24 protein-coding genes are annotated in these 24,113 nt (G+C 65.3%); 13 read left to right on the top strand and 11 right to left on the bottom strand.

Going from position 1 to position 24,113, the window contains the following annotated elements:
- Positions 1-286 precede the first annotated feature (286 nt).
- The 5 genes from AC1DYL_RS21615 to AC1DYL_RS21595 form a co-directional block, all read right to left on the bottom strand.
- Positions 287-1,081 (bottom strand): ABC transporter ATP-binding protein, encoded by a 795-nt coding sequence (locus AC1DYL_RS21615; RefSeq protein ID WP_477174730.1) that lies wholly within the window; start codon positions 1,079-1,081, stop codon positions 287-289.
- Positions 1,082-1,091: 10 nt separating this feature from the next.
- A complete protein-coding gene (gene ntrB / locus AC1DYL_RS21610; protein WP_477174729.1) occupies positions 1,092-1,976 on the bottom strand; it encodes a nitrate ABC transporter permease in 885 nt (294 codons plus the stop codon).
- 74 nt (positions 1,977-2,050) lie between these two features.
- Positions 2,051-3,355, bottom strand: coding sequence for a CmpA/NrtA family ABC transporter substrate-binding protein (locus AC1DYL_RS21605; RefSeq protein WP_477174728.1), 1,305 nt, complete (start codon positions 3,353-3,355; stop codon positions 2,051-2,053).
- Between the two features lie 361 nt (positions 3,356-3,716).
- Positions 3,717-4,928 carry a CmpA/NrtA family ABC transporter substrate-binding protein gene (locus tag AC1DYL_RS21600; RefSeq protein ID WP_477174727.1) on the bottom strand — a complete coding sequence of 404 codons (1,212 nt, stop codon included), beginning with the start codon at positions 4,926-4,928 and terminating at the stop codon, positions 3,717-3,719.
- Positions 4,929-4,930: 2 nt separating this feature from the next.
- The gene (locus AC1DYL_RS21595; RefSeq protein ID WP_477174726.1) at positions 4,931-5,527 is read right to left on the bottom strand and encodes an ANTAR domain-containing response regulator; all 597 of its coding nucleotides are present in this window, start codon (positions 5,525-5,527) and stop codon (positions 4,931-4,933) included.
- 144 nt (positions 5,528-5,671) lie between these two features.
- On the opposite strand from AC1DYL_RS21595, the gene AC1DYL_RS21590 reads away from it, so the two are divergent.
- The 5 genes from AC1DYL_RS21590 (at position 5,672) to AC1DYL_RS21570 (ending at position 10,505) form a co-directional block, all read left to right on the top strand.
- The gene (locus tag AC1DYL_RS21590; RefSeq protein ID WP_477174725.1) at positions 5,672-6,820 is read left to right on the top strand and encodes an ROK family transcriptional regulator; all 1,149 of its coding nucleotides are present in this window, start codon (positions 5,672-5,674) and stop codon (positions 6,818-6,820) included.
- Positions 6,817-7,587, top strand: coding sequence for an ATP-binding cassette domain-containing protein (locus AC1DYL_RS21585; protein WP_477174724.1), 771 nt, complete (start codon positions 6,817-6,819; stop codon positions 7,585-7,587). Before AC1DYL_RS21590 ends, AC1DYL_RS21585 begins: the two co-directional genes overlap by 4 nt.
- A gap of 38 nt (positions 7,588-7,625) precedes the next feature.
- Positions 7,626-8,666 (top strand): sugar ABC transporter substrate-binding protein, encoded by a 1,041-nt coding sequence (locus AC1DYL_RS21580; protein ID WP_477152063.1) that lies wholly within the window; start codon positions 7,626-7,628, stop codon positions 8,664-8,666.
- Positions 8,667-8,736: 70 nt separating this feature from the next.
- Entirely contained in the window at positions 8,737-9,732 is a 996-nt protein-coding gene (locus tag AC1DYL_RS21575) for an ABC transporter permease (protein WP_477174723.1), read from the top strand.
- Positions 9,729-10,505 carry an SDR family NAD(P)-dependent oxidoreductase gene (locus AC1DYL_RS21570; RefSeq protein ID WP_477174722.1) on the top strand — a complete coding sequence of 259 codons (777 nt, stop codon included), beginning with the start codon at positions 9,729-9,731 and terminating at the stop codon, positions 10,503-10,505. The genes AC1DYL_RS21575 and AC1DYL_RS21570 overlap by 4 nt, the downstream gene beginning before the upstream one ends.
- 31 nt (positions 10,506-10,536) lie before the next feature.
- Here AC1DYL_RS21570 and AC1DYL_RS21565 read toward each other — a convergent pair whose 3' ends face one another.
- On the bottom strand, positions 10,537-11,169 hold the full coding sequence (locus tag AC1DYL_RS21565; protein ID WP_477174721.1) for a GNAT family N-acetyltransferase: 633 nt from the start codon (positions 11,167-11,169) through the stop codon (positions 10,537-10,539).
- Positions 11,170-11,374: 205 nt separating this feature from the next.
- Between AC1DYL_RS21565 and AC1DYL_RS21560 the strand changes: the two genes are divergently transcribed.
- From AC1DYL_RS21560 to nudC, 3 genes are all read left to right on the top strand, one after another.
- Positions 11,375-12,109 (top strand): GntR family transcriptional regulator, encoded by a 735-nt coding sequence (locus AC1DYL_RS21560; protein WP_477174720.1) that lies wholly within the window; start codon positions 11,375-11,377, stop codon positions 12,107-12,109.
- A 1-nt stretch (position 12,110) separates the two neighbouring features.
- On the top strand, positions 12,111-12,851 hold the full coding sequence (locus AC1DYL_RS21555; protein ID WP_477157020.1) for a sugar isomerase domain-containing protein: 741 nt from the start codon (positions 12,111-12,113) through the stop codon (positions 12,849-12,851).
- Positions 12,852-12,988: 137 nt separating this feature from the next.
- Entirely contained in the window at positions 12,989-13,948 is a 960-nt protein-coding gene (gene nudC, locus AC1DYL_RS21550; protein ID WP_477174719.1) for an NAD(+) diphosphatase, read from the top strand.
- Positions 13,949-13,951: 3 nt separating this feature from the next.
- Here the strand turns inward: nudC and AC1DYL_RS21545 are convergent, their stop codons facing one another.
- The 3 genes from AC1DYL_RS21545 to epmA are packed head-to-tail and all read right to left on the bottom strand — an operon-like array spanning position 13,952 to position 16,919.
- Positions 13,952-14,788 carry a carbohydrate-binding family 9-like protein gene (locus tag AC1DYL_RS21545; protein ID WP_477174718.1) on the bottom strand — a complete coding sequence of 279 codons (837 nt, stop codon included), beginning with the start codon at positions 14,786-14,788 and terminating at the stop codon, positions 13,952-13,954.
- A complete protein-coding gene (locus AC1DYL_RS21540; protein WP_477174717.1) occupies positions 14,785-15,852 on the bottom strand; it encodes a lysine-2,3-aminomutase-like protein in 1,068 nt (355 codons plus the stop codon). Before AC1DYL_RS21540 ends, AC1DYL_RS21545 begins: the two co-directional genes overlap by 4 nt.
- Positions 15,849-16,919 (bottom strand): EF-P lysine aminoacylase EpmA, encoded by a 1,071-nt coding sequence (gene epmA, locus AC1DYL_RS21535; RefSeq protein WP_477174716.1) that lies wholly within the window; start codon positions 16,917-16,919, stop codon positions 15,849-15,851. The genes AC1DYL_RS21540 and epmA overlap by 4 nt, the downstream gene beginning before the upstream one ends.
- 139 nt (positions 16,920-17,058) lie before the next feature.
- Here epmA and efp point away from each other — a divergent pair, with 139 nt between their 5' ends.
- The 5 genes from efp (at position 17,059) to AC1DYL_RS21510 (ending at position 21,062) form a co-directional block, all read left to right on the top strand.
- Positions 17,059-17,628, top strand: coding sequence for an elongation factor P (efp, locus tag AC1DYL_RS21530; RefSeq protein WP_477174715.1), 570 nt, complete (start codon positions 17,059-17,061; stop codon positions 17,626-17,628).
- A gap of 175 nt (positions 17,629-17,803) precedes the next feature.
- The gene (locus AC1DYL_RS21525; RefSeq protein WP_477174714.1) at positions 17,804-18,754 is read left to right on the top strand and encodes a ring-cleaving dioxygenase; all 951 of its coding nucleotides are present in this window, start codon (positions 17,804-17,806) and stop codon (positions 18,752-18,754) included.
- Between the two features lie 128 nt (positions 18,755-18,882).
- Positions 18,883-19,248, top strand: a complete 366-nt coding sequence (locus AC1DYL_RS21520) for a hypothetical protein (RefSeq protein WP_477174713.1) — start codon at positions 18,883-18,885, stop codon at positions 19,246-19,248.
- Positions 19,249-19,254: 6 nt separating this feature from the next.
- Positions 19,255-20,427: a hypothetical protein gene (locus AC1DYL_RS21515; RefSeq protein WP_477174712.1), complete on the top strand. Its 1,173-nt coding sequence runs from the start codon at positions 19,255-19,257 to the stop codon at positions 20,425-20,427.
- 2 nt (positions 20,428-20,429) lie between these two features.
- Positions 20,430-21,062, top strand: a complete 633-nt coding sequence (locus tag AC1DYL_RS21510) for a hypothetical protein (RefSeq protein ID WP_477174711.1) — start codon at positions 20,430-20,432, stop codon at positions 21,060-21,062.
- 22 nt (positions 21,063-21,084) lie between these two features.
- Here the strand turns inward: AC1DYL_RS21510 and AC1DYL_RS21505 are convergent, their stop codons facing one another.
- Together AC1DYL_RS21505 and AC1DYL_RS21500 are read right to left on the bottom strand one after the other, a co-directional pair.
- Entirely contained in the window at positions 21,085-23,253 is a 2,169-nt protein-coding gene (locus AC1DYL_RS21505; protein ID WP_477174710.1) for a vWA domain-containing protein, read from the bottom strand.
- The gene (locus tag AC1DYL_RS21500) at positions 23,250-23,792 is read right to left on the bottom strand and encodes an RNA polymerase sigma factor (RefSeq protein WP_477174746.1); all 543 of its coding nucleotides are present in this window, start codon (positions 23,790-23,792) and stop codon (positions 23,250-23,252) included. The genes AC1DYL_RS21505 and AC1DYL_RS21500 overlap by 4 nt, the downstream gene beginning before the upstream one ends.
- Positions 23,793-24,113: the final 321 nt, after the last annotated feature.

The raw sequence follows: 24,113 nt of genomic DNA, 5'->3' as shown, positions 1-24,113 counted from the left end.
CGCCCATCTTTGGACGCGGGGAGATCGCGAACTCGCGCCTCGTAGACTGTAATGCATGTACCGTGCCAAACTGGCAGAACGGATGAAATGCCTTCTACAACAAAGAGTTACGCAGAAGTACGAAATATGATCAGGCAGCAGGACTGACTAATTCGAGTCCAGAGTGACCAAACAAGTGCACAAACTTTAATCGCACACATGGCGTGGTCACTATTTAGGCACTTCGTCAGCGACTGGGTGGCGGGCGGCCCACGTGGACGCGCCCACCACGCGATCGTTCAGTTCCTTACGCCGCTTCCACGAACCGATGCCGCTCGTAGAGGAACTTCAACACCGCCTCGCGGCATTTGAGGTATGTCCGGTCGCCCGCCAGATCGAGGCGCTGGCGCGGCCGCGCCAGCGGTACCGAAAGCACCTCGCCGATCCGCGCTGCCGGCCCATTGGTCATCATCACGATCCGGTCACTCAGTAGCACCGCCTCATCCACATCGTGGGTGATCATGATCATGGTGTTGTTGAGTCGCTCGTGGATCTCCATCACCGCATCCTGCAGGTGCGCCCGGGTCAGCGCGTCGAGCGCGCCGAACGGCTCGTCGAGCAGCAGGATCTTCGGTTCCATTGCCAGCGCGCGGGCAATGCCGACGCGCTGCTTCATGCCACCGGAGATCTCTGCCGGCCGCTTGTCCTTGGCATGCCCCATCTGCACCAGGTCGAGATTGTGCATGATCCAGTCATGCCGCACCGCCTTGGTGCGGGTGGCGCCGAACACCTTGGCGACCGCGAGGTTGACGTTTTCGTAGACCGTCAGCCAGGGCAGCAGAGAGTGGTTCTGGAACACCACGGCCCGCTCCGGCCCCGGCTCCGACACGATCTTGCCCTCGAGGAAAATTGCGCCGGAGGACACTTCGGTGAGGCCAGCAATCAAGTTCAGCAGCGTGGACTTGCCGCAGCCCGAGTGGCCGATGATCGAGATCACCTCGCCCTCGGTGATCTCCAGGGAGATGTCCTTGAGCACTTCCGAGGTCGCGCCGTTGCGCTCGAAGCTTTTGTCGACGTGGTCGATCTTGAGATAGGCGGTCATGACGCTCCCCTCAGTTCGCGGCTGTGCCGCGGGTGATGAAGGCGCCGAAACTGGCAACCAGGCGATCGAGCATGAAGCCGATCACGCCGATATAGACCAGCGCCACGATGATGTCGGGCAGGCGCGACGAGTTCCACGCATCCCAGATGAAGAAGCCGATGCCGACGCCGCCGGTGAGCATTTCCGCCGCGACGATGGCGAGCCAGCTGAGCCCGATCCCGATACGCAACCCGGTGAAGATGTACGGCGCCGCCGCCGGCACCATGATCTTGAAGAAGAACTCGATCGGGTTGAGCCGGAGAATGGCGGCGACGTTCCGGTAGTCGTTCGGAATGTTCCGGACGCCCACCGCGGTATTGATGATCACCGGCCACACGGCGGTAATGAAGATCACGAAGATCGCCGAGGGATGGCTATCGCGGAACGCGGCCAATGACAGCGGCAGCCATGCCAGCGGCGGCACGGTGCGGAGGATCTGGAAGATCGGGTCGAGTCCGCGCATCGCCCACACCGATTGTCCGATGAACGCGCCGACCGCCACGCCGACCAGTGCGGCGAGGCCGAACCCCACCGCGACGCGCTGCAGCGAGGCGAACACCCGCCACGCCAGCCCGATGTCGCCGTTGCCGTAGTCGAAGAACGGGTTCCAGATCAGCTCGCCTGCCTGATCCCAAACCACCGAGGGCGGCGGCAGCGACGCACCGGGCGTCGAGCAGGCGATCTGCCAGATCAGCAGCATCAGGAGGATGACGATCACCGGCGGCACGACCGAACGCGCAACGCCCGCGGCGATTTTCTTCATGTCGATCTTCCGGCCGGCGGGCTTGCCCGGAAAGGCGAACACTTTCGCCTTTTGGGGCGGCGCGGCGGTTTCGAACTGGGCCTCTGCACTCATGATCGCGGGGTCCGTACTGAATGGGGAAAAAATGCGGCGCCGAGCCAGGGAGGACCCGGCGCCAGTAGGGGACATCAGCCGAGAGCGGTGATCGCGAGGCTCTCGAGATAGGCGGATGGGTTCTCGGGATCGAACACCTTGCCGTCGAAGAAGGTCTCCGGCCCACGCGAGGTCGAGGTCGGGATATCGGCCGCGGCAATGCCGAGGGTCGTCGCCGCATCGCGCCACAGGTCTTCGCGGTTCACCTGATCGACCAGCGCCTTAACGTCGGTGTCGGCCGGGAGGTAGCCCCAGCGGATATCCTCGGTAAGGAACCAGGCGTCGTGGCTCTTGAACGGATAGGACGCATGGTCCTTCCAGAACTTCATCTCGAGCCCGGTGGCCTTGGCGACACGGCCATTGCCGTAGTTGATGTCGCCCTTCAGCCGCCCCAGCACGTCGGCCGGCGGCACGTTGAACCAGCCGCGCTTGCCGAGGATTTGTGCCAGCTCTTCCTTGTTGGCCATGTCATCGGCCCACTGCGCCGCTTCCATCACCGCCATCAGTATGGCGCGGGTAGCGATCGGATTGGCATCGATGAAGTCGTTGCGGAGGCCCAGCGCCTTTTCCGGGTGGCCCTTCCACAGCTCGCCGGTCGATGCCGCGGTGAAGCCGATGCCCTGGTTGACCAGTTGCTCGTTCCACGGCTCGCCGACGCAGAACGCGTCCATGTTGCCGACCTTCATGTTCGCCACCATCTGCGGCGGCGGCACGGTGATGGTCGAAACGTCCGTGTTCGGGTTGATGCCACCGGCGGCCAGCCAGTAGCGGACCCAGAGGTCGTGCGTGCCGCCTGGGAAGGTCATCGCGACGGTGACTTCCTTGCCCTCGGCCTTGCGCTTCGCGAACACGTCCTTCAGCGGCGAGGAGTCGAGGCCGACCCCGACATCCTTGTAGGCCTGCGACACCGAGATCGCCTGGCTGTCGAGGTTGAGCCGCGCGACGATCGACATCGGCAGCGGCACGTTGTTCTGAGTCACCTTGCCGGTGGAGATCAAATACGGCATCGGCGTCAGGATATGGGCACCGTCAATGCCGTTGGCTGCACCACCGAGCACCAGGTTGTCGCGCGTTGCGCCCCAGCTGGCCTGCTTCAGCACTTCGACATCCGGCACGCCATGCTTGGCGAACAGGCCCTTCTCCTTGGCAATAACCAGCGCCGAGGCGTCAGTCAGCGCAATGAAGCCGAGCTTGGCGCCAGTGACTTCGGGTCCCGCGCCCTGGGCGAAGGCGCCCGAGGGGAACAGCGTCTTGGCGGCAACGAGCGTCGCGGCGGTTGCCGTGGTACCGGCCAGGAAGGCGCGCCGGCTCAGGAGGGTGGTCGAGGTCAACTTCTTCATCAGTCTCTCCGTGTGATGCGATCAGCCGGCGCCCCGAAGTGCCCCTCGGCTCCCAAAATGAAAAAGCTGCCAGCAGGTCGTAGCGCTGGCCCGAAAGCCAGTGAAACGTTCCTGTTGGCAGCCTTGCCTGTTTGGGAGCGCCCACCGTTGGACGCCGGATCATCGCGATTTCGCGTGTCGGAGAATGCAATGCACGTGCCGTGCCAAACTGGCCGGAGGCAATAAGATAAGATATTTCAGCTTGTTACAGCATTGCCCGCAAATTAGGCAGGCGCCAATTGTGCCTAATCCGAATCCACACAGCTGCGTACAGATGCAAAAATAGGCAATATGGGAATACGCCTAAATAGTGCGCAGACTGTCAAACAGCCTTCTGCGCGGCGATATACGCGTCAACCTGATCGGGATCGAACACCCGGCCATCGAAGAACCCGTCCGGCCCGATAACCAGCGTGCTCGCGGTCGCCGTCACCTCGGTCGGCGCTGCCAGCAGCCCCTCGATCTTGCTGTCCACGACCGGCATCGGCACCCCAAGGGGCGCCAGCGCCGACCGGTACACATCCGGCCGGAACGTCATCGCCGCCGCTCGCGCCCGTTCCGGCGTGTGCTCGACTTCGCCCCAGCGCACCATCTGGCTGTAGAACCACGCCGCGTGGCTGCTCCACGGGAAGTTGGCCGCCCCCGCATACGGCACAAAGTGGTCCGGCACACTCGCCGCCATCCCGCCGCCGATATCGAGTTGCCCATCCAGTGCCGGCAGGATCAGCTCCGCTGGCAGACCCAGATAGTGCGGCGACGACATAATCTCCGCGGTCTCGGCATGGTTGGCGCTCTCGCCACACCAGCGCGCCGCGTGGTGCACCGCCCGAATCAGCCCGGCGACAATCTCGCTATTGGCTTCGGCCCAGTGCGCCCGCATACCGATCACCTTGTCGGGGCTGCTTCGCCAGATCGAAGCCTTGACCGTCGCGATATGCGCGCCGGCGTTCTTCACCCCCACCGTGTTCCACGGCTCACCCACGCAATAGCCATCGATTCCGCTCGAACCCAGCGCCTCCGGCAACAGCGGCGGCGGCAGCACCACGATCTCGATATCGCGATCCGGCGCGATGCCGCTCGCCGACAGCCAGTAGCGCAGCTCGTAATTGTGCGACGAGGTCTGGTGCACCACGCCGAACCGCAGCTTCCGCTCCGACGCCGCGACCACCCGCTTCAGCGCCGCGCCCACCGGCCCCGCCTCCAGCGTCGCCGGCGCTCCGGCATCAGCCATCCGCGCCCAAAGCTCGGCGCTCACCGTGACGCCGTTATTGCCGAGCCCCAGGATCATCGGCGTGATCATCGGCACCGACAGCGGATTGAGCCCCAGCGTCGCCGCGATCGGCATCGGCGCCAGCATCTGCGCGAAGTCGAAATGTCCCAGCGCCGCCCGGTCGCGGATATTGGCCCACGAGGTTTCCTTGACCAGATGCAGGTCCAGCCCCTCGGCCGCCGCGAACCCCTTCTCCCGCGCCAGCACCAGCAGCACGCTATCGAGCAGGGGCAGGAATCCGGCGGAGAGGGGAATGGGCGACATGATTATTCCTCTGGGCCGAGCAAGCTGTCGGCCGTAACTAGGCTCTGGGCGATATCGACGATCCGTCGGTTCTGGTTCATCGCGGTCTTCCGCAGCAGTGCATAGGCATCCGCCTCGGCCAGCCCGCGCGTCCGCAGCAGGATCGCCTTGGCCTGGTCGATGACCTTGCGATCCTCGAGTTCGCTGCGCGCCTGCTCCAGTTCGCGCGTCAGCCGTGCGAAGGCGTTGAAGCGGCTGACGGCCATGTCGAGGATCGGCTTCACCCGCTCTTTCTTCAGCCCGTCGACTACGTAGGCCGACACCCCAGCTTCCACCGCCGCCTCAATGGCGGAGGCGTCGGAGCGGTCGACGAACATGGCGATCGGCTTCCTGAGCGCTCGGCTCAGCGTGAAGAAATGCTCCAGCCGGTCGCGGTTGGGGTTCTCGAGGTCGATCACCACCACGTCGGGCGTGTCGCGCTCGATCACCCGCGCCACTTCATTGATCTCGTTGACCACGGTGACGCGCAAATGCCCCGCCTCCCGCAACCCGTCCTCGATGATCGAGGCACGAATGCGGTTCTCGTCGATGACCAGAATGGCGAGGTCCTGCACCTGCATGGGGCTGACTTATCTGTCCCAAGCCACAAAGCGCAAGCGGTGCTCGCGCAACCCTGCTGCGCACCGGCTACCGCCGATTTCTGAATTCCATTTGACTTAATAAATCAGCCAGCACAGTCTCCCCTCCAGCCTAGGAGGGACGCCTTGGGCCTGAGAGGGACGAACCAGGAATTCGGACGGCCGTACAATCGGCGGATCGTCCTCGAAGCTATCCGTGCGACCGGCCCCACGACCCGTGGCCGCATCGCCGCGGAGGTCGGACTCACGGTGCAGACCGTCTCCACCATCATCCGCGAACTCGAAGAGCAGGGCTTCATCCTGTCGCTCAAGGAAGAGCCGCGCGGCCGCGGCCTGCCGCCGACGACCCTGCGCGTCAATCCCGAAGGCGGCTATGCCATCGGCATCTATATCACCCCGCTGGGCATCGACGCGGCGCTGATCAACCTTGCCGGCGACGTTATCGGCAGCGCCCATCGCAATGCTGCCCACGCTACCCCCGATGAGGCCTTCACGCTGATCGGCGCAATGGTCGCCGAGTTGCGTGCCCTCCGCCAAGGCGTCCGCATGCTCGGCGTCGGCCTCACCCTGCCGGGCCCGTTCGGTGTCGAGTCGATGAGCTTCGTCGGCCCCACGACCATGGTCGGTTGGGACAATGTGCAGTTGCGCGAGCGCCTCGCCGAAGTCACCGGCCTGCCCGCCTTCATCGAGTCCGACATGGCCGCCGCGGCGCTCGGCGAGCGGCTCTATGGTCGGGGCGCCAAGTTCGGCGATTTCTACTACCTGTTCATCGGTGTCGGCCTCGGCGGCATCATGGTGCACGAGGGTGTCGCCCAGCGTGGCGCCTGGGGCAATGCGGGGGAAATCAGCCACATCCCCGTGGTGCCCGACGGCGAGCCCTGCCCTTGCGGTAATCGCGGCTGCCTCGAACGCTACATCTCGCTCGAGGCGTTCGCCCGCCGCGGCCTCGGCGAAGCTGCCTATGCCGACGCCATCGCCCCGCAGCTGCGCGCCGCGCTGATCACCGTCGAGAACCTGTTCGATCCTGAGACCGTGATCCTCGGCGGCCTCGCCCCGGAGAGCCTGTCCGCCGAGTTGGCCCGCGTCGCCGCCGACCTGCCCAACTCCGTCTCCGCCCGCCGCGATCGCAAGGCACCGCGCCTCATCGTCTCCAATGGCGGCCCGCACACAGTGCTGCGCGGCGCCGCGGCGCTCGCCGTCGCCGGCGTTCTCTCACCCCGCTTCGGCCAGCTCTTCGCCCCCGGCCGCGACCAGATGAAGGGCCTTGCCGCATGAGCACATTCGAGCCGCTGCTCGTCCTCGACGACATCAAGAAGAACTACGGCGCCATCGAAGCGCTGAAGGGCGTCAGCTTCACCATCGGCAAGGGCGAGGTGGTGGCGCTGTTGGGCGACAATGGCGCCGGCAAGTCGACGCTGGTGAAGATCATCGCCGGCGGGCTCGAACCCACCTCCGGCAAGATGCTGTTCGAGGGCCGCGATTTCCTCGCCAAATCGCCGTCCGAAGCCAAGGTTGCGGGGATCGAGACGGTCTACCAGGACCTCTCGCTCGCCACCAATGTCGATGTCGTCGCCAACTTCTTCATGGGCCGCGAGATCACCAAAAAGGTCCTCGGCATCCCCGTGCTCGACGAAAAGGCCATGGAGGCCGTCGTCGCCAAGGCCATGGCCAGCGCCGGCACGAAAATCCCGTCGCTCCGCACCAATGTCGAGCACCTCTCGGGCGGCCAACGCCAGGCCATCGAGCTCAACCGCTTCGTCCACTGGGGCGGCAAGCTGGTCCTGCTCGACGAGCCCTTCGCCGCGCTCGGCGTCGAGCAGACCCGTCGCGGCCTCGAGATGATCCGCCAGGTCGCCAGCCAGGGCATCGGCGTCGTCATCATCACCCACATCATGCAGCAGGCCTTCCAGGTCGCCGACCGGATCGTGGTGATCCGCCAGGGCGTCGTGGCCGGCGATGTTGCAACGAGGAATACGAGCCCCGATGCGGTGGTCCGCATGATCACCGGGGAAACCCTGGCCGCTGCCGGAGCGGCTGGCTGATGGGAAACAGGGAAATCCGGCATCAAGGAGCGAACGAAATGAAGCGAATACTCCTATCCGTCTTCGGCGTTCTGGCAGTGGCGCTTGCCCTGCTGTCGCCTGCCTTCGCCCAGTCGAAGGGCAAGGTCTACTACCTCGTCCCCACGCTGATCGATGAATTCCAGACTGGCTCCGTGTCGGCGCTGGAAATGTTCCTGAAGCAGGTCGGCTACGAGATGCAGACGCTGAACGCCGACAACAAGACCGACGTCCAGCAGTCCCAGATGAACGACGTCATCGCGCTGAAGCCCGCGGCCATCATCCTCGCCGCCGTCGACTTCAACGCCTTGAAACCCTCGATAGAAGCCGCCATGGCGGCCGGCATTCCGGTGGTGGAATTCGACCGCCAGATCACCTCCACTCCGTCGGCCTTCACCTCGGTCGCCGGCACCGTCGAGATCGGCTACGTCGCCGCCGGCGTGGTCCAGGACCTGCTGACCAAGAAGAACGGGTCGGTGAAGGGCAAGGTGCTGCAGGTGCTCGGCGATCCGGGCGACCCCTACACCCTCGATATCCAGAAGGGCTTCGAGGAGAAGATGGCGGCCTTCCCTGACGTCAAGATCATCTCGGTTCCCGCCATGGCCTGGGCCGCCGACGCCGCCGGTACCATCGTCAACGACCAGCTGCTCGCCAACCCCGATATCGACCTGATCTTCAACCACGCCGCCCACCTCTCGGTCGCCGCCGCCGCTTCGCTCGAAGCAGCCGGCAAGAAGCCGGGCGACGTGCTGATGCTCTCGTCTAACGGAGCACCGGTTGGCCTCGACCTGATCCGCAAGGGGTGGATGCAGGCCGAAGTCGAGCAGCCGCTTTATGCGCAGGCGGCCGCCGTCGCCATGTTCATGGACAAGATCGTCAACCACCAGGAGATCAAGCCCGGCGAGTATGACGTGCTCGGCCTGAAATCCACTGTGACCAACGAAGCCTGGGGCCCGAATATCAAGATCCCCGGCGCCGCCATCACCATGGAAAACATCGACAACCCGGCCTTCTGGGGCAACATGAAGCCCCCGACGGACACCATCAAGTCGGTGGAATAAGCCCGTCCTCAACCACGTCCCCCTCCCCTCGTGCGGAGGGGGACAGATGTCCCCTCACCGGAACCCCAGCATGAACCCCAACACCCGCCGCACCCTCGAGTTCATTCTCGATAACCTCGTCTGGTTCATGCTGCTGTTCGTGTTGATCGTGTTCTCCGCCTTCGTGCCCAACTATTTCCAACCCGGCATCTTCGCCAACATCATCGAGGCCTCATCCGTGCTCGGCGTCATGTCGATCGGCCTCGCGCTCGTGATCATCGCCGGCCACATGGACCTTTCGGTCGAGTCCGTCGCCGCGCTCTCCGCCATGGCCGTGGGCATCATCTTTTGTTCCGCCGGCATCGGCATGGGCGTACAATTGACGCCCGACTGGCTCGGCGTCCCCGTTTCGCTCATCATCGCGCTCGCTGTCGGCAGCGCCATCGGCGCGCTCAACGGCTTCCTCATCGTGAAGCTGAAGATGAACGCCTTCATCGTCACGCTGGCCTCCTACATCTGGGTGCGCGGTATCGTGCTCGCCATCTCCGGCGGCCGCTCGGCACAGGATCTCGCACCCGCCATCCGCTGGTTCGGCGTGCAGCGCCTCCTCGGCCTGCCGCTCACCGCCTGGATCGCCATCGCCTGCTTCGTGGTGTTCTCCCTGATCATGGCCAGGACGCGCTTCGGCCGGCACATCGTCATCATCGGCGGCAACCAGAACGCCGCTTTCCGCGCCGGCATCAAGGTCGATCGCATCTTAATGCTGAGCTTCATCCTCGCAGGCGCCATCGCCGCGCTCGCTGGCTGGCTGCTCGCTATCCGCACCTCTGGCGCCACCGCCAATCTCGGCATTGGCCTGCTCTTTAACGCTTTCGCCGCGGTGGTCATCGGCGGCGTCAGTTTGAAGGGCGGCGTCGGCGCCCTACCCGGCGTTTATGCCGGCGTGCTGCTGCTCTCGGCCATCAACACCGCCATCAACCTCATGGGCCTCCCCGCCACCTCCACCCAGGTGATCCACGGACTGCTGGTGCTCGCCGCCGTGCTCCTCGACACCCTGAAACTCTCGATCAGGCAGAAACTCGCATGACCAAACGACTTGAAGGCAAGACCGCGCTCGTCATCGGAGCAGCGCGCGGCATCGGCAAAGCCATTGCTGTCCGCTTCGCCGAAGAAGGCGCCAACCTCGTCATCGCCGACACCGAACGCGAAGCCGGCGTGGCAACAGCAGCGGAGCTCGATGCGCCGTTCATCTACACCGACATTTCGAAGCTGGCCGACGCAGAGGCCGCCGTCGCCCTGGCGCTCAAGCAATATGACCGCCTCGACATCCTCGTGCAGAATGCCGGCATCTACCCCTGGCAGCTGCTCGAGGAAACGTCGGTCGAGGACTGGGACCGTGTCATGGGCGTTAACCTCCGCGGCAGCTTCATCGCCGCCCGCGCGGCGCTCACCCCGATGAAGGCGCAGGGCTACGGCCGCATCCTCTTCACCTCGTCGATCACCGGCCCGCACGTCACCAGCCCCGGCCACGGCCACTACTCGGCCACCAAGGCCGGCATCAACGGCCTGATCCGCGCCGCCGCGCTCGAATTCTCGGGCTACGGCATCACCGTCAACGGCGTCGAGCCCGGCAACATCCTCACCGAAGCTGTGCAGCAGCACCGCTCCCCCGCCTTCATCAAGTCGATGGAAGACGCCATCCCACTGGGCCGCCTCGGCAGCACTCGTGACGTCGCCAATGCCTTCCTGTTCCTTGCCTCCGACGACGCCAGTTACATCACCGGCACGACGATCGTGGTCGACGGTGGCCAACTGCTGCCCGAGGGGAACGACTTCAAGATCATGCCGGATCGACCATAAGGCGGGAGCGGGCCTGCCCTAGGCCAATCGCCTACAACCGGCGCGCCATGTACACCGCGTTTCGTGGTGCCCCTTCGCCCGTCAGCCTCTCGAACCCGAGCTTGCGATAGAACGCCAGCGCCCGCCGGTTTCTCGGGCTCACCCCGAGGTGCATGCCCGCTGCACCGGCGGCTCGCAGCCGCTCCATCACCAGGCCAAGCGCCGCTCGCCCGATGCCGCGCCCCTGCACCTCCGGAAGCAGGTCGATATGCCCATGCGCCGGGTAGGGATGCAGTGCCTCGGGATTGACGAACGTCGGATGATGAATCTCATATCGCGCCCAGTCGCTCCCCCGCCAATGCTCCCGGTCCGGTCCGGGATCCGCGAGCTGCCCCGCAATCGGCGGGAACCACTCGCTTCCGGCCCAGCGATAAAATGCAGCGCTGTCCACCGCCCCCAGCACATACCCGCACACCCCGTGCGGCCCATCGACAGCGAACGCAAACTCCGGCGCAAACACCTGGTACGGCACCGCGTAGATCAACCCCAGCAGGTCCGCATCATCTTCCCGCGCCGTGGCGTCCTCGCCGTTATCCCCGGTTTTCAGGCACACCATGCACAACGCCGCATGATCAGCCTCCGTCGCCGCCCGCAGCCGGTACCCGTCGCCGAAATCAAGCACCATGCCGGAAGCGCCCCTTGCCGTCGCGCGACAGCAGTTCCTGTACCGCCACGGTGAACCCTTCCCTGCTAACTGGTATGTTGTTGGTTTGGCCCAGTATGTCCATTGGCCGGAACTCCTGCAACTTTTCGTGCGGCACGCTTGCCAACGCCAGTCCAAAATCATACCAGCTGCGGACGGAACCACGCATCGGTGGCCGGGAGCAGCCTTGGACTTTTACGCAGCTGTACGCGAGCGCATGGAGCGGCAGCACGGCCCGCTGGGCGAGCGGCTGCGCAACGCGTTGACCGCCGTGCTCGATTCCGGCGGCATCGCCCCGGGCGAGTCGCTGCCCTCGGAGCGCGAGATGGCCGAGGCGCTCGCAGTCTCCCGCTCGACCCTGCGCCAGGGCCTCAAGGAACTGGCCCAGATGGGCATCGTCGCCACCCGCCCGGGCGCCGGCACCGTCGTCGTCGGGCGCATCCCCAAGGCCCTGTCGCGCCTCTCCGGCTTCTCCGAGGATATGCGCCTGCGCGGTCTCGAGCCCAGCTCACGCGTGCTCGAGTGCTCCATTGGCCAGGTCGGGGCCGACGCCGCCTTCCGCACCGGCCTGCCGCTCGGCTCGCCCATCCTCACCCTCGTCCGCCTGCGCCTCGCCGGCGGCGAGCCGATCGCCTACGAGCGGGCCGTGGTACCGGTCGAGACGGTCGGCGCCGACTATGACGGCACCGGCTCGCTCTACGACCGCATGGATGCCCGCAACGCCCGCCCGCAGCGCGTCCTGCAGAGCCTCCAGGCCACCGAGGCCGACGAGGAACTGGCCGGCCACCTATGCATCCGCCAGGGTGCCGCCGTACTCGAGATTTCGCAACTCGGCTACGGCGCAACCGGCACCGTCGTCGAAGACGCGACCAGCTGGTACCGCGGCGACCGCTACAAATATGTCGGCGAGATCAGAGGCTAGAATGACCATCCCACGCCAGCGCTACCGCGATCAGGTCACGGCCCTCCTCGACCGCGTGCTCGCCGAACAGTCCGATGTCCTCGATGCCGCGCGCGATGCCGTGGCCACGGCGCTCGGCAGCGACCACCTGGTCTATGTTGCCGGCTCCGGCCACTCCCACCTCATCGCCGAGGAAGCCTTCTACCGCGCTGGCGGCATCGCCGCCGCCCAGGCCATCCTCGATCCCGACCTGATGCTGCACCTCGGCGCCGAGCGCTCCACCCTGCTCGAACGCGAAGCCGGCCGCGCCGAGCGCGTCCTTGCCGACTATCCCGTCGAGGCCGGCGATGTGGTCTTCATCGCGTCCAATTCGGGCCGCAACGCCTACCCGATCGAACTGGCGCTCGCCTGCAAGGCTCGTGGCGCCACCACCATCGCGCTGACCTCGCTGCGGCACGCCGGCGCCACCACCTCTCGCCACGAGTCGGGCAAGCTCCTCTTTGAGGTCACTGACCTGGTGCTCGACAATGGCGGCGAGTACGGCGACGCCGCGCTCAGCGTCGGCGACAACGACATACGCATGGGCCCGACCTCGACCATATCAGGAGTGTTCCTCCTGAACGCCGTGCTCGCCGAAGCTGTCGACCAACTGTCACGCAACGGTGTCGAGGTTGATGTCTATCAAAGCGCAAACATGCAGGGTGCCGAAGCCGCTGCAGAGGAAATGATCCGCCGGTGGCAATCGCGGATCAGGGGGCTGTAGGGTCGTCCGGGCAGGCGACCCTACAGCCTCGACTAATTTGCAGGTGGGCTGCCCCCCATCTGCCCCACAGATGCGTCCCGGCTTGTAGCCGGTTCGACATCCCCCTAAACCTTCCGGCGAATTTGGAGGGTTGAGCGGTGGATTTCGGGTTTGCATTCAAGCCGGGTGAACTCGATCGCGTCGCGCACCTGCGCACCACGGACGAGGCGCGCAACGACGCCCGGGCCCGCACGCTGGTGTTCTGGCGCGGCAAGCTTCTCGCCGATGCCGACGGCCGGCCCGCAGCCGTGCCGCTCGATCACCCAGCCCTCTCCGATAGCCGCGAAGCGCCAATCTTCGTTGGGCTGACGCCCGAGGGGCCGCGCTTCGCTGTCGACCTACCACTCTGGTCGCCGCCCGAGGATGCCACGACCATCGGCCAGTTCATCGACCAGACCCAGCAGGTCCATCCCAGCTTCCCCGACGCGAAGTTCACGGAAATCCGCGGTCTGATGCCGATGCTGTCGCGGCTCGAAGGCGAAACCGTCGCCACCGGGCGCGCCCTGATCGGCTGGCACGGCACCCACCGCTTCTGCGCCAATTGCGGCGCGCCGAGCAATGTCGAGAGCACCGGCTGGGTCCGCAAGTGCCCGCAATGCGGCACGCAGCATTTCCCGCGCACCGACCCGGTGGTGATCATGGCAATCACCCGCGGTGACCTGCTGCTGCTCGGCCGCAGCCCCAGCTGGCCGGAGCGGATGTATTCCCTGCTCGCCGGCTTCGTAGAGCCGGGTGAAACCATCGAGGCCGCTGTGCGCCGCGAGACGCTGGAGGAGAGTGCCATCAAGGTCGGCCAGGTCCGCTACGTCTCCTCGCAGCCTTGGCCGTTCCCGATGTCGCTGATGTTCGGCTGCCAGGGCGACGCCACCAGCGAGGCGATCACCGTCGATCCGGTCGAGCTGTCCGACGCCCGCTGGGTTACCCGCAGCGAAGTGCTCGAAATCCTCGCCGGCACCCACTCCGAGATCAACAAGCCCCGCCCCGGCGCCATCGCCGGCGCGCTGATTGAAGCCTGGGCGAACGGCAAATTGCTCGACCCCGGCTACTGGAACAACTGAGCCCTAGCCCTCGCTCCCCACCAGCTTCGTCGAGAAGTGGATGTACGGAAACAGCTCGGGGACGTGCGAGTCCCAGACGCCATGCGCGCTCCAGGCCCAGCCGCCGGAGTCCTCGGCCGGCGCTGCCGCCCGATAGGTGTTGAAGCGCGAGAAGTCCATCCGCCAGGTGTCGCCGTCACGCGGCGGCAGCGTTCGTCCGTCAGTCGCAAGCTGCTGCATGCCGGACCACGGAATGGCAATCTCCGCCGTCCAGCCGCGATCGCGGTCGCGGTTGTCGTTGATTGTCCCATCGACTGCGACTGCGCTTCGAAGTCCCGGCAGGTCCCAGTTGAAGAACCCCAGCCGCGGGCCGCGCGGGTGCTTGTCGAAGCCGACGCCGTTCCATGGCTTCGCCCCGGGCGCCGTGCGCGAGAACTCCGGCGCCTTGCTGAAGCCCGCGCGTTCATACGCATCCTCCCACAGGAAGAAGGCCTCATAGATCGTGCCCAGCGCATTGATCTCGAGTTCGTAATACGCGTCCGCCCCGGCCACGAACACCTCGATGTCGTTCTCGCTCCAGATCAGCGAGTCACGCTCGGTGAGCTTGGCCTCGACAAACGGCTCCTCGACCCAGAAGCCGGCATAGAGGTAGCTGTCATCCCACAGCACGGCCGCTCGGGTGTCATGCACCGTCGGCTTGCCCGTGATCAGGTCGACGAAGCGCGGCGAGCGCGGGGCCAGCCGCCAGCTCGCATCATCGAGCTTGCCGCCAATCGCGAGTGGCTCGGGCACGCGATAGGCGGTGTAATGCGCAACTCGTTCTTCGGGCCAGGGAAACGGCGGCGCCGACCCGGTGCTCATGTGGCCTCATATCCTCCTGCCGGTGGATAGGCATGCACCCCGCCCTGCCAGTCCGACACGGAATAGGTTCCCTCGCCCGTCGCCTCGACATTGCTGGCCGCGATCGGCGCCTTGCCGTAGCCCCCGGGGATATCGAGCACATATGTCGGCTGGCACAGCCCTGACACCCGGCCGCGCAGGCCCTTCACCAGCGCCTGTCCTTCGGCGATCGACAGCCGGAAATGCGCCGTGCCGGGCGCGAGGTCCGGATGGTGCAGATAATACGGCCGCACCCGCATCTCGACGAAACCGCGCATCAGTTCCGCCAACACATCGGCATCGTCGTTGATGCCCCGCAGCAGCACTGACTGGCTGAGCATCACCACGCCCGCGTCGACCAGCCGCCCCGCCGCAGCTCGCGCCGCCGACGTCAGTTCGCGCGGATGGTTGGCGTGCATCGCCACATAGGTGGTCTTGCCACTGGCCTTCAGCGCCGCGATCAGCTTGTCGTCGACCCGCTCCGGCTCCACCACCGGCACCCGGCTGTGGAAGCGCACGATCTTCACATGCGCGATGTCCCTGAGCCGTACCATCATCTCCTCGAGCCGCCGTGCCGACAGCACCAGCGGATCGCCGCCGGTGAGGATCACCTCCCAGATCTCCGGATGCCCGGCGATGTAGCCGATCGCGGCATCCATCGCCTCGGGCGTCAGCGTGCCCAACCCCTCGGGCCCAACCATCTCGCGCCGGAAGCAGAACCGGCAGTAGACCGGGCAGACATGCACCGCCTTCAGCAGCACGCGGTCAGGATAGCGGTGCACGATCCCCTCGACCGGCGAATGCGTCAGGTCCCCGATCGGGTCCGCCCGCTCTTCCGGCGTCACGCTCAATTCGGCGAAGTCCGGCACGAACTGCTTGGCGATCGGATCGTTCGGATCGTCGCGGTCGATCAGCCCCGCCATCGCCGGCGTGATTGCGACCGCGTACTTCTTCGCGACGGCCTCGGCATCACCCAGCCGCTCCGCATCGAGCAGCCCGGCCGAGACCAGCTCCGTCGCCGACCGTATCGCGCGATCCTGTTTCATCTGTCGCCTCCGACCACCGGCACCCACAGTACGTCCTCGATCCGCCGCGCCCCCACCGCCAGCATCACCAGCCGGTCGAACCCGAGCGCCACTCCGCTGGTTTCCTCCATCAGCGGCAGCGCCGCGAGCAGGTCTTCATCCAGCGGATAAGTTTCATGGTACAGCCGCAGCTTTTCGTCCATCTCGGCTTGGAACCTTACGCGCTGTTCTGCTGCGTCTGTCAGCTCGCCAAACCCGTTCGCCAACTCTACGCCGCACGCATAAAGCTCAAACCGCTCCGCCACCCGCCGGTCATCCACCGTGCGACGAGCAAGTGCAGCCTCCGCCACCGGATACCGATCCAGCACCGTCACCCGCCCAAGCCCCAGATTCGGCTCCACTTTTTCCACTAGCACCCGACTGAACAGATACGACCAGGTATACTCCCCCGGCACCTCCAGTCCCACCCGCCGCATCTCGGCGGCAAGCGCGTCGGCATCCGTCAACCCGTCAGGGTCCATCGTCGCGAACAGGTCAATCCCCGCAAACCGTTGAAAAGCCTCGACAACTCCCAACCGCTCCGGCTCGACGAACGGATCGCACTCCCGCCCCTTGAACCGCAACAGCGCGTTTCCGGCGGTCTCCGCCGCAATCCGCAACATCGCCACACAGTCGGCGATCACCGCGTCATACCGCTCCCCTGCCCGATACCACTCCAGCATCGTGAACTCGGGATGATGCAGCGCACTCCGCTCCCGATTTCGCCAGACATGCCCGAGGCTCGCGATCCGCCGCTCCCCCGCCGCCAGCAGCTTCTTCATCGAGAATTCCGGCGACGTATGGAGATACAGCGTCTCCCCCACCCCATCATTGCCGATCGCCGTGGTGGCGAAGGCATGGAGATGCGTCTCGTTGCCCGGGCTGCGCTGCAAACCCGGCGGGTCCACCATCAGAAAATCCTGTTCCGCCAGATACTTGCGCAGTGCCAGCTCGATCCTGTTCCGCGCCAGCAGCGCCGGTCGCCGGTCGGCATGCACCGATGGCGTCCACCACGGCGAAACCGGTGAAAAAGAAGAGGACGTGGGCAACGGCAGTGTCTTTCGGCTCAGGACTGGCGGTTTTCGCGGAATTAGGATATCGGGCGGCACCGAATAGTCAGATCAGCGCGTCCGCCGGCCTCCGTTGCCGCTCTCTAGGCCGCCGCCAACCGTTGAACAAGGAAGAAATATGGTCAAGGTCATCGCCTCGTCCCTGCGCAAAGGCCACGTCGTCGAACAGGACGGCAACCTGCACGTCGTGCTCACCGCCGAGAACGTCCACCCTGGCAAGGGCAACTCCGTCACCAACGTCAACATGCGCCGCATGTCCGACGGCGTGAAGGTCATCGGCCGCTGGCGCACCGTCGAAATGGTCGAGAAGGCCGACGTCGATGAGCGCGAGTACCAGTTCCTCTACCACGACGGCGAGGGCTACCACTTCATGGACCCCGCCTCCTACGAGCAGATCGCAGTCTCCGAGGACGTCGTCGGCGACCAGGGCGCCTTCCTCACCGATGGCATGCTGGTCTATCTGAAGACCTTCGAAGGCGCCGCCATCGCCATCGAACTTCCCGCCCGCGTCACCCTCGAAATCACCGAGACCGAACCGGTAGTGAAGGGCCAGACTGCGTCCTCCTCGTTCAAGCCGGCGACGCTCTCGAACGGCGCCAAGACCATGGTCCCGCCTCACATCGGCGTCGGCACCCGCGTCGTGGTGATGACCGAAGACGGCAGCTACGTGGAACGCGCCAAGGACTGATCGTCCAGCGTAGCGACTAGAACGGCACAATCCCCGCGAAAGCGGGGATTTCCATTTCCAGGCCCGTCGCACCCGGATTGTTCACCCCACATTGACAACGCGTCGGGATTCAAGGGCTCTGCCGGAACCTTCGTTCAGACTATGTATTGGCCACCGATAACAACGGAGGCCAGTCATGACCCTCGAACTCGAAGGCATTCATCACCTGACGGCGATCACCGCCCAGGCGCAGCGCAATGTCGAATTCTACACCCGCACGCTTGGCCTCAGGCTGATCAAGAAGACCGTCAACCAGGACGACGTCAGCGCCTATCATCTGTTCTATGGCGACGCGATCGCCTCGCCGGGCGCCGATCTCACCTTCTTCGATTGGCCCACCGCACCGTCGAAGCGTGGCAACCACGAAGTGTCGCGCACCGGCCTGCGTGTCGGCTCCGAAGCCGATCTCAAGTGGTGGAAGGAACACCTCACTGAGAAAGACATTTCCTCGGGCAACATCAAGGAACGTGCCGGACACCTGTCGCTCGACTTCGAGGACTTCGAAGGCCAGCGCTTCCGTCTGATCGCCGATCCGAAATCCGCTGCCGGCCACCCCTGGGCCGAGAGCCCGGTCCCCGCCGAGCACCAGATCATAGGCCTCGGCCCCATCACTCTTGCCGTACCTGATCTCCGTCGCACCGAGCCGGTGCTGACCAAGGTGATGAACATGCGCGAGGTCCGCTCCTACCCGGCACGCGAGAAGAATGGCGAAATCCATGTCTTCGAGATGGGTGAAGGCGGCGCCGCGGCCGAACTGCATGTCGAGGTGAACCCCGATCTGCCGCAGGCCCGCCAGGGCGCCGGCGGCGTGCACCATGTCGCTTTCCGCACCCCGGACAAGGAGCAGTTCGACGAGTGGGTGAAGCGCACCGCTCAATTCGGCGTCCGCTCCAGCGGCGAGGTCGAGCGCTTCTATTTCAAGTCGCTTTACTTCCGCGAGCCCAACGGCATCCTGTTCGAGATCGCCACCGACGGCCCAGGCTTCACCGCCGACGAACCCCTCGAAACCCTCGGCCAGCGCCTGGCCTTGCCGCCGTTCCTGGAGGACCGTCGGGCCGAGATCGAAGCAGGTTTGAAGCCGTTGTAACAATATAGTTGCCAGATCGAGCGTGAAGGATTGCCCCAACACGAGCCCTTCGCTAACTGTGGCGGGCAGAGAGAAGCAGTGTGCGGTTCGTGCACTGCTTCTCCATCGCACAGCGTCACGGAGTTCCCATGTTGGAATCCAACAAATCTTCCAAGCCGAAATCTCGCCTGCGCCTAGTGGTCGTTGCTATTCCCACTGCCGGGCTTTTGTTCTTGGGTAGCACGGTCACCAGCCAGGCCTTTTTCACGCCCGAGGTGATCGAACAGATCGATCACTTCGTCGAGTGCTTCGGCTGGATGGTCACTGACCCCGAAATGCACAACGCCAAGTGCTCGCCACCAAACTACGTCTGGCCCGCCGAATCGCTAAGTAGCTCTGACGACGGTGACGGACCTGACGTGATCGTCACGACGACGACCACCACGACCACCACCACGACAGGCACCGGTGGCGGGAACGAGGGCGGGAACAACGAGGGCGGCAGCCTCGGCTAGGTCCGCATGACAGCCGCCGACCAAGCGATCGCGGAGGCACGGCACCACTTAGCCGGGGCGGTGCCGTACCGGCGCATTGCCGTACTCCTCTTTCTGGCACTTGCAGGGATCGCCCTGCGGTTCGCTGTCTTCGCGTGGATCAAGGGCGGCACTGACCTGACCGGCTATGTGCACGCGCTGTGCGTCTGGGACTGTGGGTGGTACAGAACCGTCGCCAATGGCGGCTACGATCTTGCGCCGGGTGTCCGGCTGCGCCCGGGCGCCGCCAACTGGGCCTTCTTTCCGCTCTCGCCCGCCCTCGCGGCCCTGTTCGGCCGCGTGACCGGGCTGTCGGCCGAATGGGCCGGCTTCATCGTTTCGAACACGGCGGCAATCCTCGCTGCCCTGGCAGCGCGCCCACTGTTCGCCAGCGCACGGGCCTACTGGCTGTTCGCCACCGGCCTGCTCATCGGCCCCTTCTCCTTCCTGTTTTCCAGTCTGCACACCGAGGCGCTCTTCATCCTCCTGACGACGCTAGCCCTGCTGGCGCTCGATCGGTCGCGCTATGTGCTGGCTGGCCTGTTTGCCGCCCTCCTCTCGGCGACGCGTATCACCGGCGTGCTGATGGTCTTCGCGCTGCTGACCCGTGCCGTGGAGCAGCATCTCAAGGCCGGCGGCCGCTGGGGCGACCTGCCGCTCGCGCTGCTCGGCAATCCCCGGTTGGTGCTGGGCGTCGCGCTCGCCCCGGCGGGTCTGTTCGTCTACATCGCCTATCTCAGCTACCTCACCGGCGATGGATTTGCCTTCGCCCACATCCAGCGCGCCTGGGGGCGGGAGTTGGTCAGCCCGCTCGATACGATCAGCGCGCTGCTGACGCTGACCTGGCCGCTGACTCCGGCCGCCATGGTGACCGCGAGTTGGACAGTCGCGGCTCTGGTCGGCGCCGCCGCCTGCCTGTTGCTGGTGGTCCAGCGCCGCCTGCCCGCCGCGATCTTCTGCCTGCTCTGCATCCTGGTCTCGCTTTCGGCAGGCCCGACGTCGCTGGTTCGCTTCGTTGCCGGCTTGGCCCCTATCGGGTGGGCTATCGCCGATCTCGTGTCGCGCTGGACGCCGGCTTGGCTGCTCGCCTTTCCGATCTTCATCATCCTCGACATCGTGCTCACGATCGGCTGGATGAACAGTTCGCTGTTCGTAATGTAGCCATGGGCCAACGCCGCGGCACCATTCTCTACAGCTTGGCCGCCCTGCTGCTTGCGGGGGAAGCCGCCATTCTCGCCATCGCCATGTCGCCCACCGTCGATCCGCTCTATCGCGCCTACTACATCGACAAATCCAGCGACTGCTTCCCCCTGCCCGTACGGGGCACCTATGCCCTTGGCGAACGCGTCTCGTTCGGAGCCGACGGCGGCGCATCACGCGGGTCGCTCGCCCGCTGCGGATGGCGCGATCCGGACACAGCGGGCTCTTGGTCAGACGGCGACCGATCCATGCTGCGCTTCGCCGTTGCGGCGCCGTCCGACCTGCTGCTCGAACTCAACATGCGACCCTATGTCGATCGCGACACCACCCGGCAGCGCGTGGAAGTCAGCGTCAATGGCGCCTCGCTTGGCACGCTGGAATTTGCAGGACGCTCAGCGACAACGAGAGAGATCGCCATTCCGGCTGCCGTCATTGGAAGCTCCAGCTTCGTGGACATCACCTTGATCTATCCCGACGCAGAGAAGGTGTCGGGACCAGCCGGCACCGGCAGCCGCGTCTATGCCGTCTTTCTATACGATCTGCGCCTCTCGACGCAGTCGAGCGCGGTACCGTCAGCAGCGGGGCCGCGCTCGTAAGCGCCGTGGGGGGCTGGCGGCGCTATTGCTTGGGCGTCGCCGCCTCGGTTTCCGGTACCAGCACCTTGGCCATGTCGATCAGCTGCATGAACTCGGCGCGGTAGCCATTCTCGTCGGCGCCGCGGGCACCTTGGGCCAGGGCCCGGATGTCGTTCCAGCTCATCTCGCCGTAGTTGGAGCCCTTGAGCTTCTGCCCGAAGGCGGCGACGGCGACGGCAAACCGCGAGTCCTCGGAGGCTTGGGAGAGGCTCGATACGGCCTGATCCTGACCGATCGCCTGCTCGATCAGTTTGCTGGTCTCCTCGTCGGGCAGCTTGTAGCGCATCTTGAGGAAGCCGATCTCGCCATTCCCAGGCGACTCCGCAGTACCCTCGGAACTGTAGCGCAAGGGATCGTTGAGCTCGGCGCCCGAGCCGACCGGGGTGATCTCGTAGAGCGCGGTGACGGTGGTCCCCGCGCCGATCTCGCCGGCGTCGACCTTGTCGTTGTTGAAGTCCTCGCGGTTCAGCGCCCGGGTCTCGTAGCCGATCAGCCGGTACTCGCTGACCACCGCCGGGTTGAACTCCACCTGGATCTTGACGTCCTTGGCGATGGTCTCGAGCGTGCCGCCGGCGTCCTCGACCAGCACCTTCTGGGCTTCCTTGAAGCTGTCGATGTAGCTCGCATTGCCGTTGCCGTTCTGCGCCAGTGCCTGCATCGTGTCGTCGCCGAGATTGCCCTGGCCGAAGCCGAGCACCGACAGGAACACCCCGCCGTCGCGCTTACTCTTGATGTAGGTCTTCAGGTCTTCCGGATCGTCTATCCCGACATTGAAATCGCCGTCAGTCGCGAGGATCACCCGGTTGACGCCGTTGGACACCTTGTTCTGCTCAGCCAGCCGGTAGGCCAGTTCGATGCCCTCGGCACCGGCCGTCGATCCACCGGCCGAGAGGTTCTCCAGCGCGCCGAGGATCTTGGCTTTCTCCGTCGCCTTGGTCGGCTCCAGCACGACGCCGGCCGAACCGGCATAGGTGACGATCGAGATCGTGTCGTTTGCGCCGAGCTGGTCGACCAGTAGCGCGAACGCCCGCTTCAGCAGCGGCAGCTTGTCCGGCTCATCCATCGACCCCGAGGTGTCGATCAGGAACACCAGGTTCGACGGCTTGTCCTCGGTCACCGGGGGCACATAGCCCTTGATGCCGATCTGAACGATCTGCGTCTTGCCGTTCCACGGCGTCGGATAGACCGAGACGGTTGGCTTGAACGGCGTCGAGGCGTCGGTCGGGGCCGGGTAGTTGTAGTTGAAGTAGTTGATCAGCTCCTCGATCCGCACCGCATCGGGCTCCGGCACCCAGCCCTCGGTGAGCGAGCGCCGGACATACGAATAGGCAGCCGTATCGACGTCGATCGAGAAGGTGGAGACAGGCTCGGTCTTCACCACCTTCACCGGCGATTCCGTGAACTTGGTGAACTCGTCGCCGCTCGGCTCCGTCGGCGTGGCAATCGTCGCGTCGGCCGGCGCAGGTGCCGCGGCGAACGATTCCTCCTGCATCATGCCGGCAGACAGGGTCGGATTGGCCGCCTGTTGCTTGGGCGCAGCCATTCGCATCACGGTCATCGGTGCGACCGGTGCCGTTGCATCGAGCGACATGCTGGCCTGCGGAGCGACCTCGTCGCGCATTTGCAGATCTGTCTCACCTTCCGGCGCAGCCGCCGCAAGGTTCGAAACGTTGCCATCGGCGCCGACAGTTGCAGGGGCTTCGGCCGTCGTGGTGGCCGTCGCGCCGCCGGCTGCTTCCTTCTTCAGCGCATCGACGCGGCCGATCTCCATCGGCGCGGGTTCGGGCTGCACCACCGGCTTGTCCGCGTCGGTGGTGCTGACGGCCACCGGCGGCACGCCGATCGGGGTGATCGCGGTGGTGGTGTAGAGCTGGTAGCCGAGCGGCAGCAGCAGCAGTGCGACGGCTGCGGTGCCGAGGCCATAGGTGAGACGCGTATTCATGGTCCAAGTCCCTTTCGCATTGGCGAAGATGGACCTGAGACGCTGGGTGATCGGATTTCCTTGGGCAGCTTTCTTCTGGCTCGCCTGCTCGGCATCGAACGCCAGCATCGCGGCATCGAGCGCGCGGCTGCGCGCCGCCCCCGAAGGAGCCGGGGTCTGCGCCTGCTGCAACGCGTTCAGCTTGTCGTCGTCGTTCATGTGGTTGCTCATAGGAGCCCCCTCAGGGTCTTTTTTGCCTCGTGGACGTGCCATGAGACTGTCGCCTCCTTGCACCCCATGATCACGCCGGCTTCGGCGTGGCTCATCCCCTCCGCGTAAATCAGCAGCACCGCATCCCGTTGCTGTTCGGGAAGTCTGCGCACCGCATTCCACAACTCCCCACAGGTCGCTGCGTCTTCCTGCTCGGGCAGGTATTCGTCCGGCGCCACCTCGGCATAGCGGTCGGCGTTGCGCCCGCGCCGGCTCCGGGCTCGCTGCATGTCGCGCACCGCGTTGAGCGTCACGCGATAGAGCCAGCTGGTGAACGCCGAGCGCCCGTCGAAACTCCTGAGGATCGAGGCGAGCTTGACGCACACATCCTGCGCCACATCCTCGGCATCCGAAACCTTGCCGCACCATTTGCACGCCGTGCGGAAGATGAAGTCGTAGTGCCGCTCCACCAACTCGCCAAATGCACGCCGATCGCCGCCGACCGCCCGCGCGATCAGCGTTTCGTCGGCTGTGGGGGCGTCGAGCACCCCGGTGTTCATGAATTCAGGCGTCAAGGATCGTAGCACCTGCGTGAGCTTTCCGTCGGCATTCTAGGGTGAGACGATGAACGCGGGCTGATCCTTGGGGTGAGGGTGAAGATTTTTCGCATGCAATGAGCGGAGGCAAGCTGATGCATCCGACAGCCCGTGGGCTTCGGAGGTTTCAAAGAACCTTCCCCTGATCGAGGAAGACGAAGCGGGACCGGCGAGGCGTTTGCCCCGTAGCGGTAGTCCGCAGATGAAAGAGGCTCACGCCTCGCCGGCCGGCCGGGGTTTTGGGCCTATGCCACCAGTGCCGGGGCGCATCCCCTGCCGCATCGC

It is taken from the genome of Devosia sp. P1_H9 (genome assembly GCF_056405135.1).
Note: the sequence above shows the minus strand (reverse complement) of the source record. Positions and strands in the feature narration are given on the sequence as shown.

Excerpts from the sequence above, each read along its gene's own strand:
- AC1DYL_RS21615 (WP_477174730.1), bottom strand. The coding sequence starts at position 1,081 with ATGACCGCCTATCTCAAGATCGACCACGTCGACAAAAGCTTCGAGCGC.
- ntrB (WP_477174729.1), bottom strand. The coding sequence starts at position 1,976 with ATGAGTGCAGAGGCCCAGTTCGAAACCGCCGCGCCGCCCCAAAAGGCG.
- AC1DYL_RS21605 (WP_477174728.1), bottom strand. The coding sequence starts at position 3,355 with ATGAAGAAGTTGACCTCGACCACCCTCCTGAGCCGGCGCGCCTTCCTG.
- AC1DYL_RS21600 (WP_477174727.1), bottom strand. The coding sequence starts at position 4,928 with ATGTCGCCCATTCCCCTCTCCGCCGGATTCCTGCCCCTGCTCGATAGC.
- AC1DYL_RS21595 (WP_477174726.1), bottom strand. The coding sequence starts at position 5,527 with ATGCAGGTGCAGGACCTCGCCATTCTGGTCATCGACGAGAACCGCATT.
- AC1DYL_RS21585 (WP_477174724.1), top strand. The coding sequence starts at position 6,817 with ATGAGCACATTCGAGCCGCTGCTCGTCCTCGACGACATCAAGAAGAAC.
- AC1DYL_RS21580 (WP_477152063.1), top strand. The coding sequence starts at position 7,626 with ATGAAGCGAATACTCCTATCCGTCTTCGGCGTTCTGGCAGTGGCGCTT.
- AC1DYL_RS21575 (WP_477174723.1), top strand. The coding sequence starts at position 8,737 with ATGAACCCCAACACCCGCCGCACCCTCGAGTTCATTCTCGATAACCTC.
- AC1DYL_RS21570 (WP_477174722.1), top strand. The coding sequence starts at position 9,729 with ATGACCAAACGACTTGAAGGCAAGACCGCGCTCGTCATCGGAGCAGCG.
- AC1DYL_RS21565 (WP_477174721.1), bottom strand. The coding sequence starts at position 11,169 with ATGGTGCTTGATTTCGGCGACGGGTACCGGCTGCGGGCGGCGACGGAG.
- AC1DYL_RS21555 (WP_477157020.1), top strand. The coding sequence starts at position 12,111 with ATGACCATCCCACGCCAGCGCTACCGCGATCAGGTCACGGCCCTCCTC.
- AC1DYL_RS21545 (WP_477174718.1), bottom strand. The coding sequence starts at position 14,788 with ATGAGCACCGGGTCGGCGCCGCCGTTTCCCTGGCCCGAAGAACGAGTT.
- AC1DYL_RS21540 (WP_477174717.1), bottom strand. The coding sequence starts at position 15,852 with ATGAAACAGGATCGCGCGATACGGTCGGCGACGGAGCTGGTCTCGGCC.
- efp (WP_477174715.1), top strand. The coding sequence starts at position 17,059 with ATGGTCAAGGTCATCGCCTCGTCCCTGCGCAAAGGCCACGTCGTCGAA.
- AC1DYL_RS21525 (WP_477174714.1), top strand. The coding sequence starts at position 17,804 with ATGACCCTCGAACTCGAAGGCATTCATCACCTGACGGCGATCACCGCC.
- AC1DYL_RS21520 (WP_477174713.1), top strand. The coding sequence starts at position 18,883 with ATGTTGGAATCCAACAAATCTTCCAAGCCGAAATCTCGCCTGCGCCTA.
- AC1DYL_RS21515 (WP_477174712.1), top strand. The coding sequence starts at position 19,255 with ATGACAGCCGCCGACCAAGCGATCGCGGAGGCACGGCACCACTTAGCC.
- AC1DYL_RS21510 (WP_477174711.1), top strand. The coding sequence starts at position 20,430 with ATGGGCCAACGCCGCGGCACCATTCTCTACAGCTTGGCCGCCCTGCTG.
- AC1DYL_RS21505 (WP_477174710.1), bottom strand. The coding sequence starts at position 23,253 with ATGAGCAACCACATGAACGACGACGACAAGCTGAACGCGTTGCAGCAG.
- AC1DYL_RS21500 (WP_477174746.1), bottom strand. The coding sequence starts at position 23,792 with ATGAACACCGGGGTGCTCGACGCCCCCACAGCCGACGAAACGCTGATC.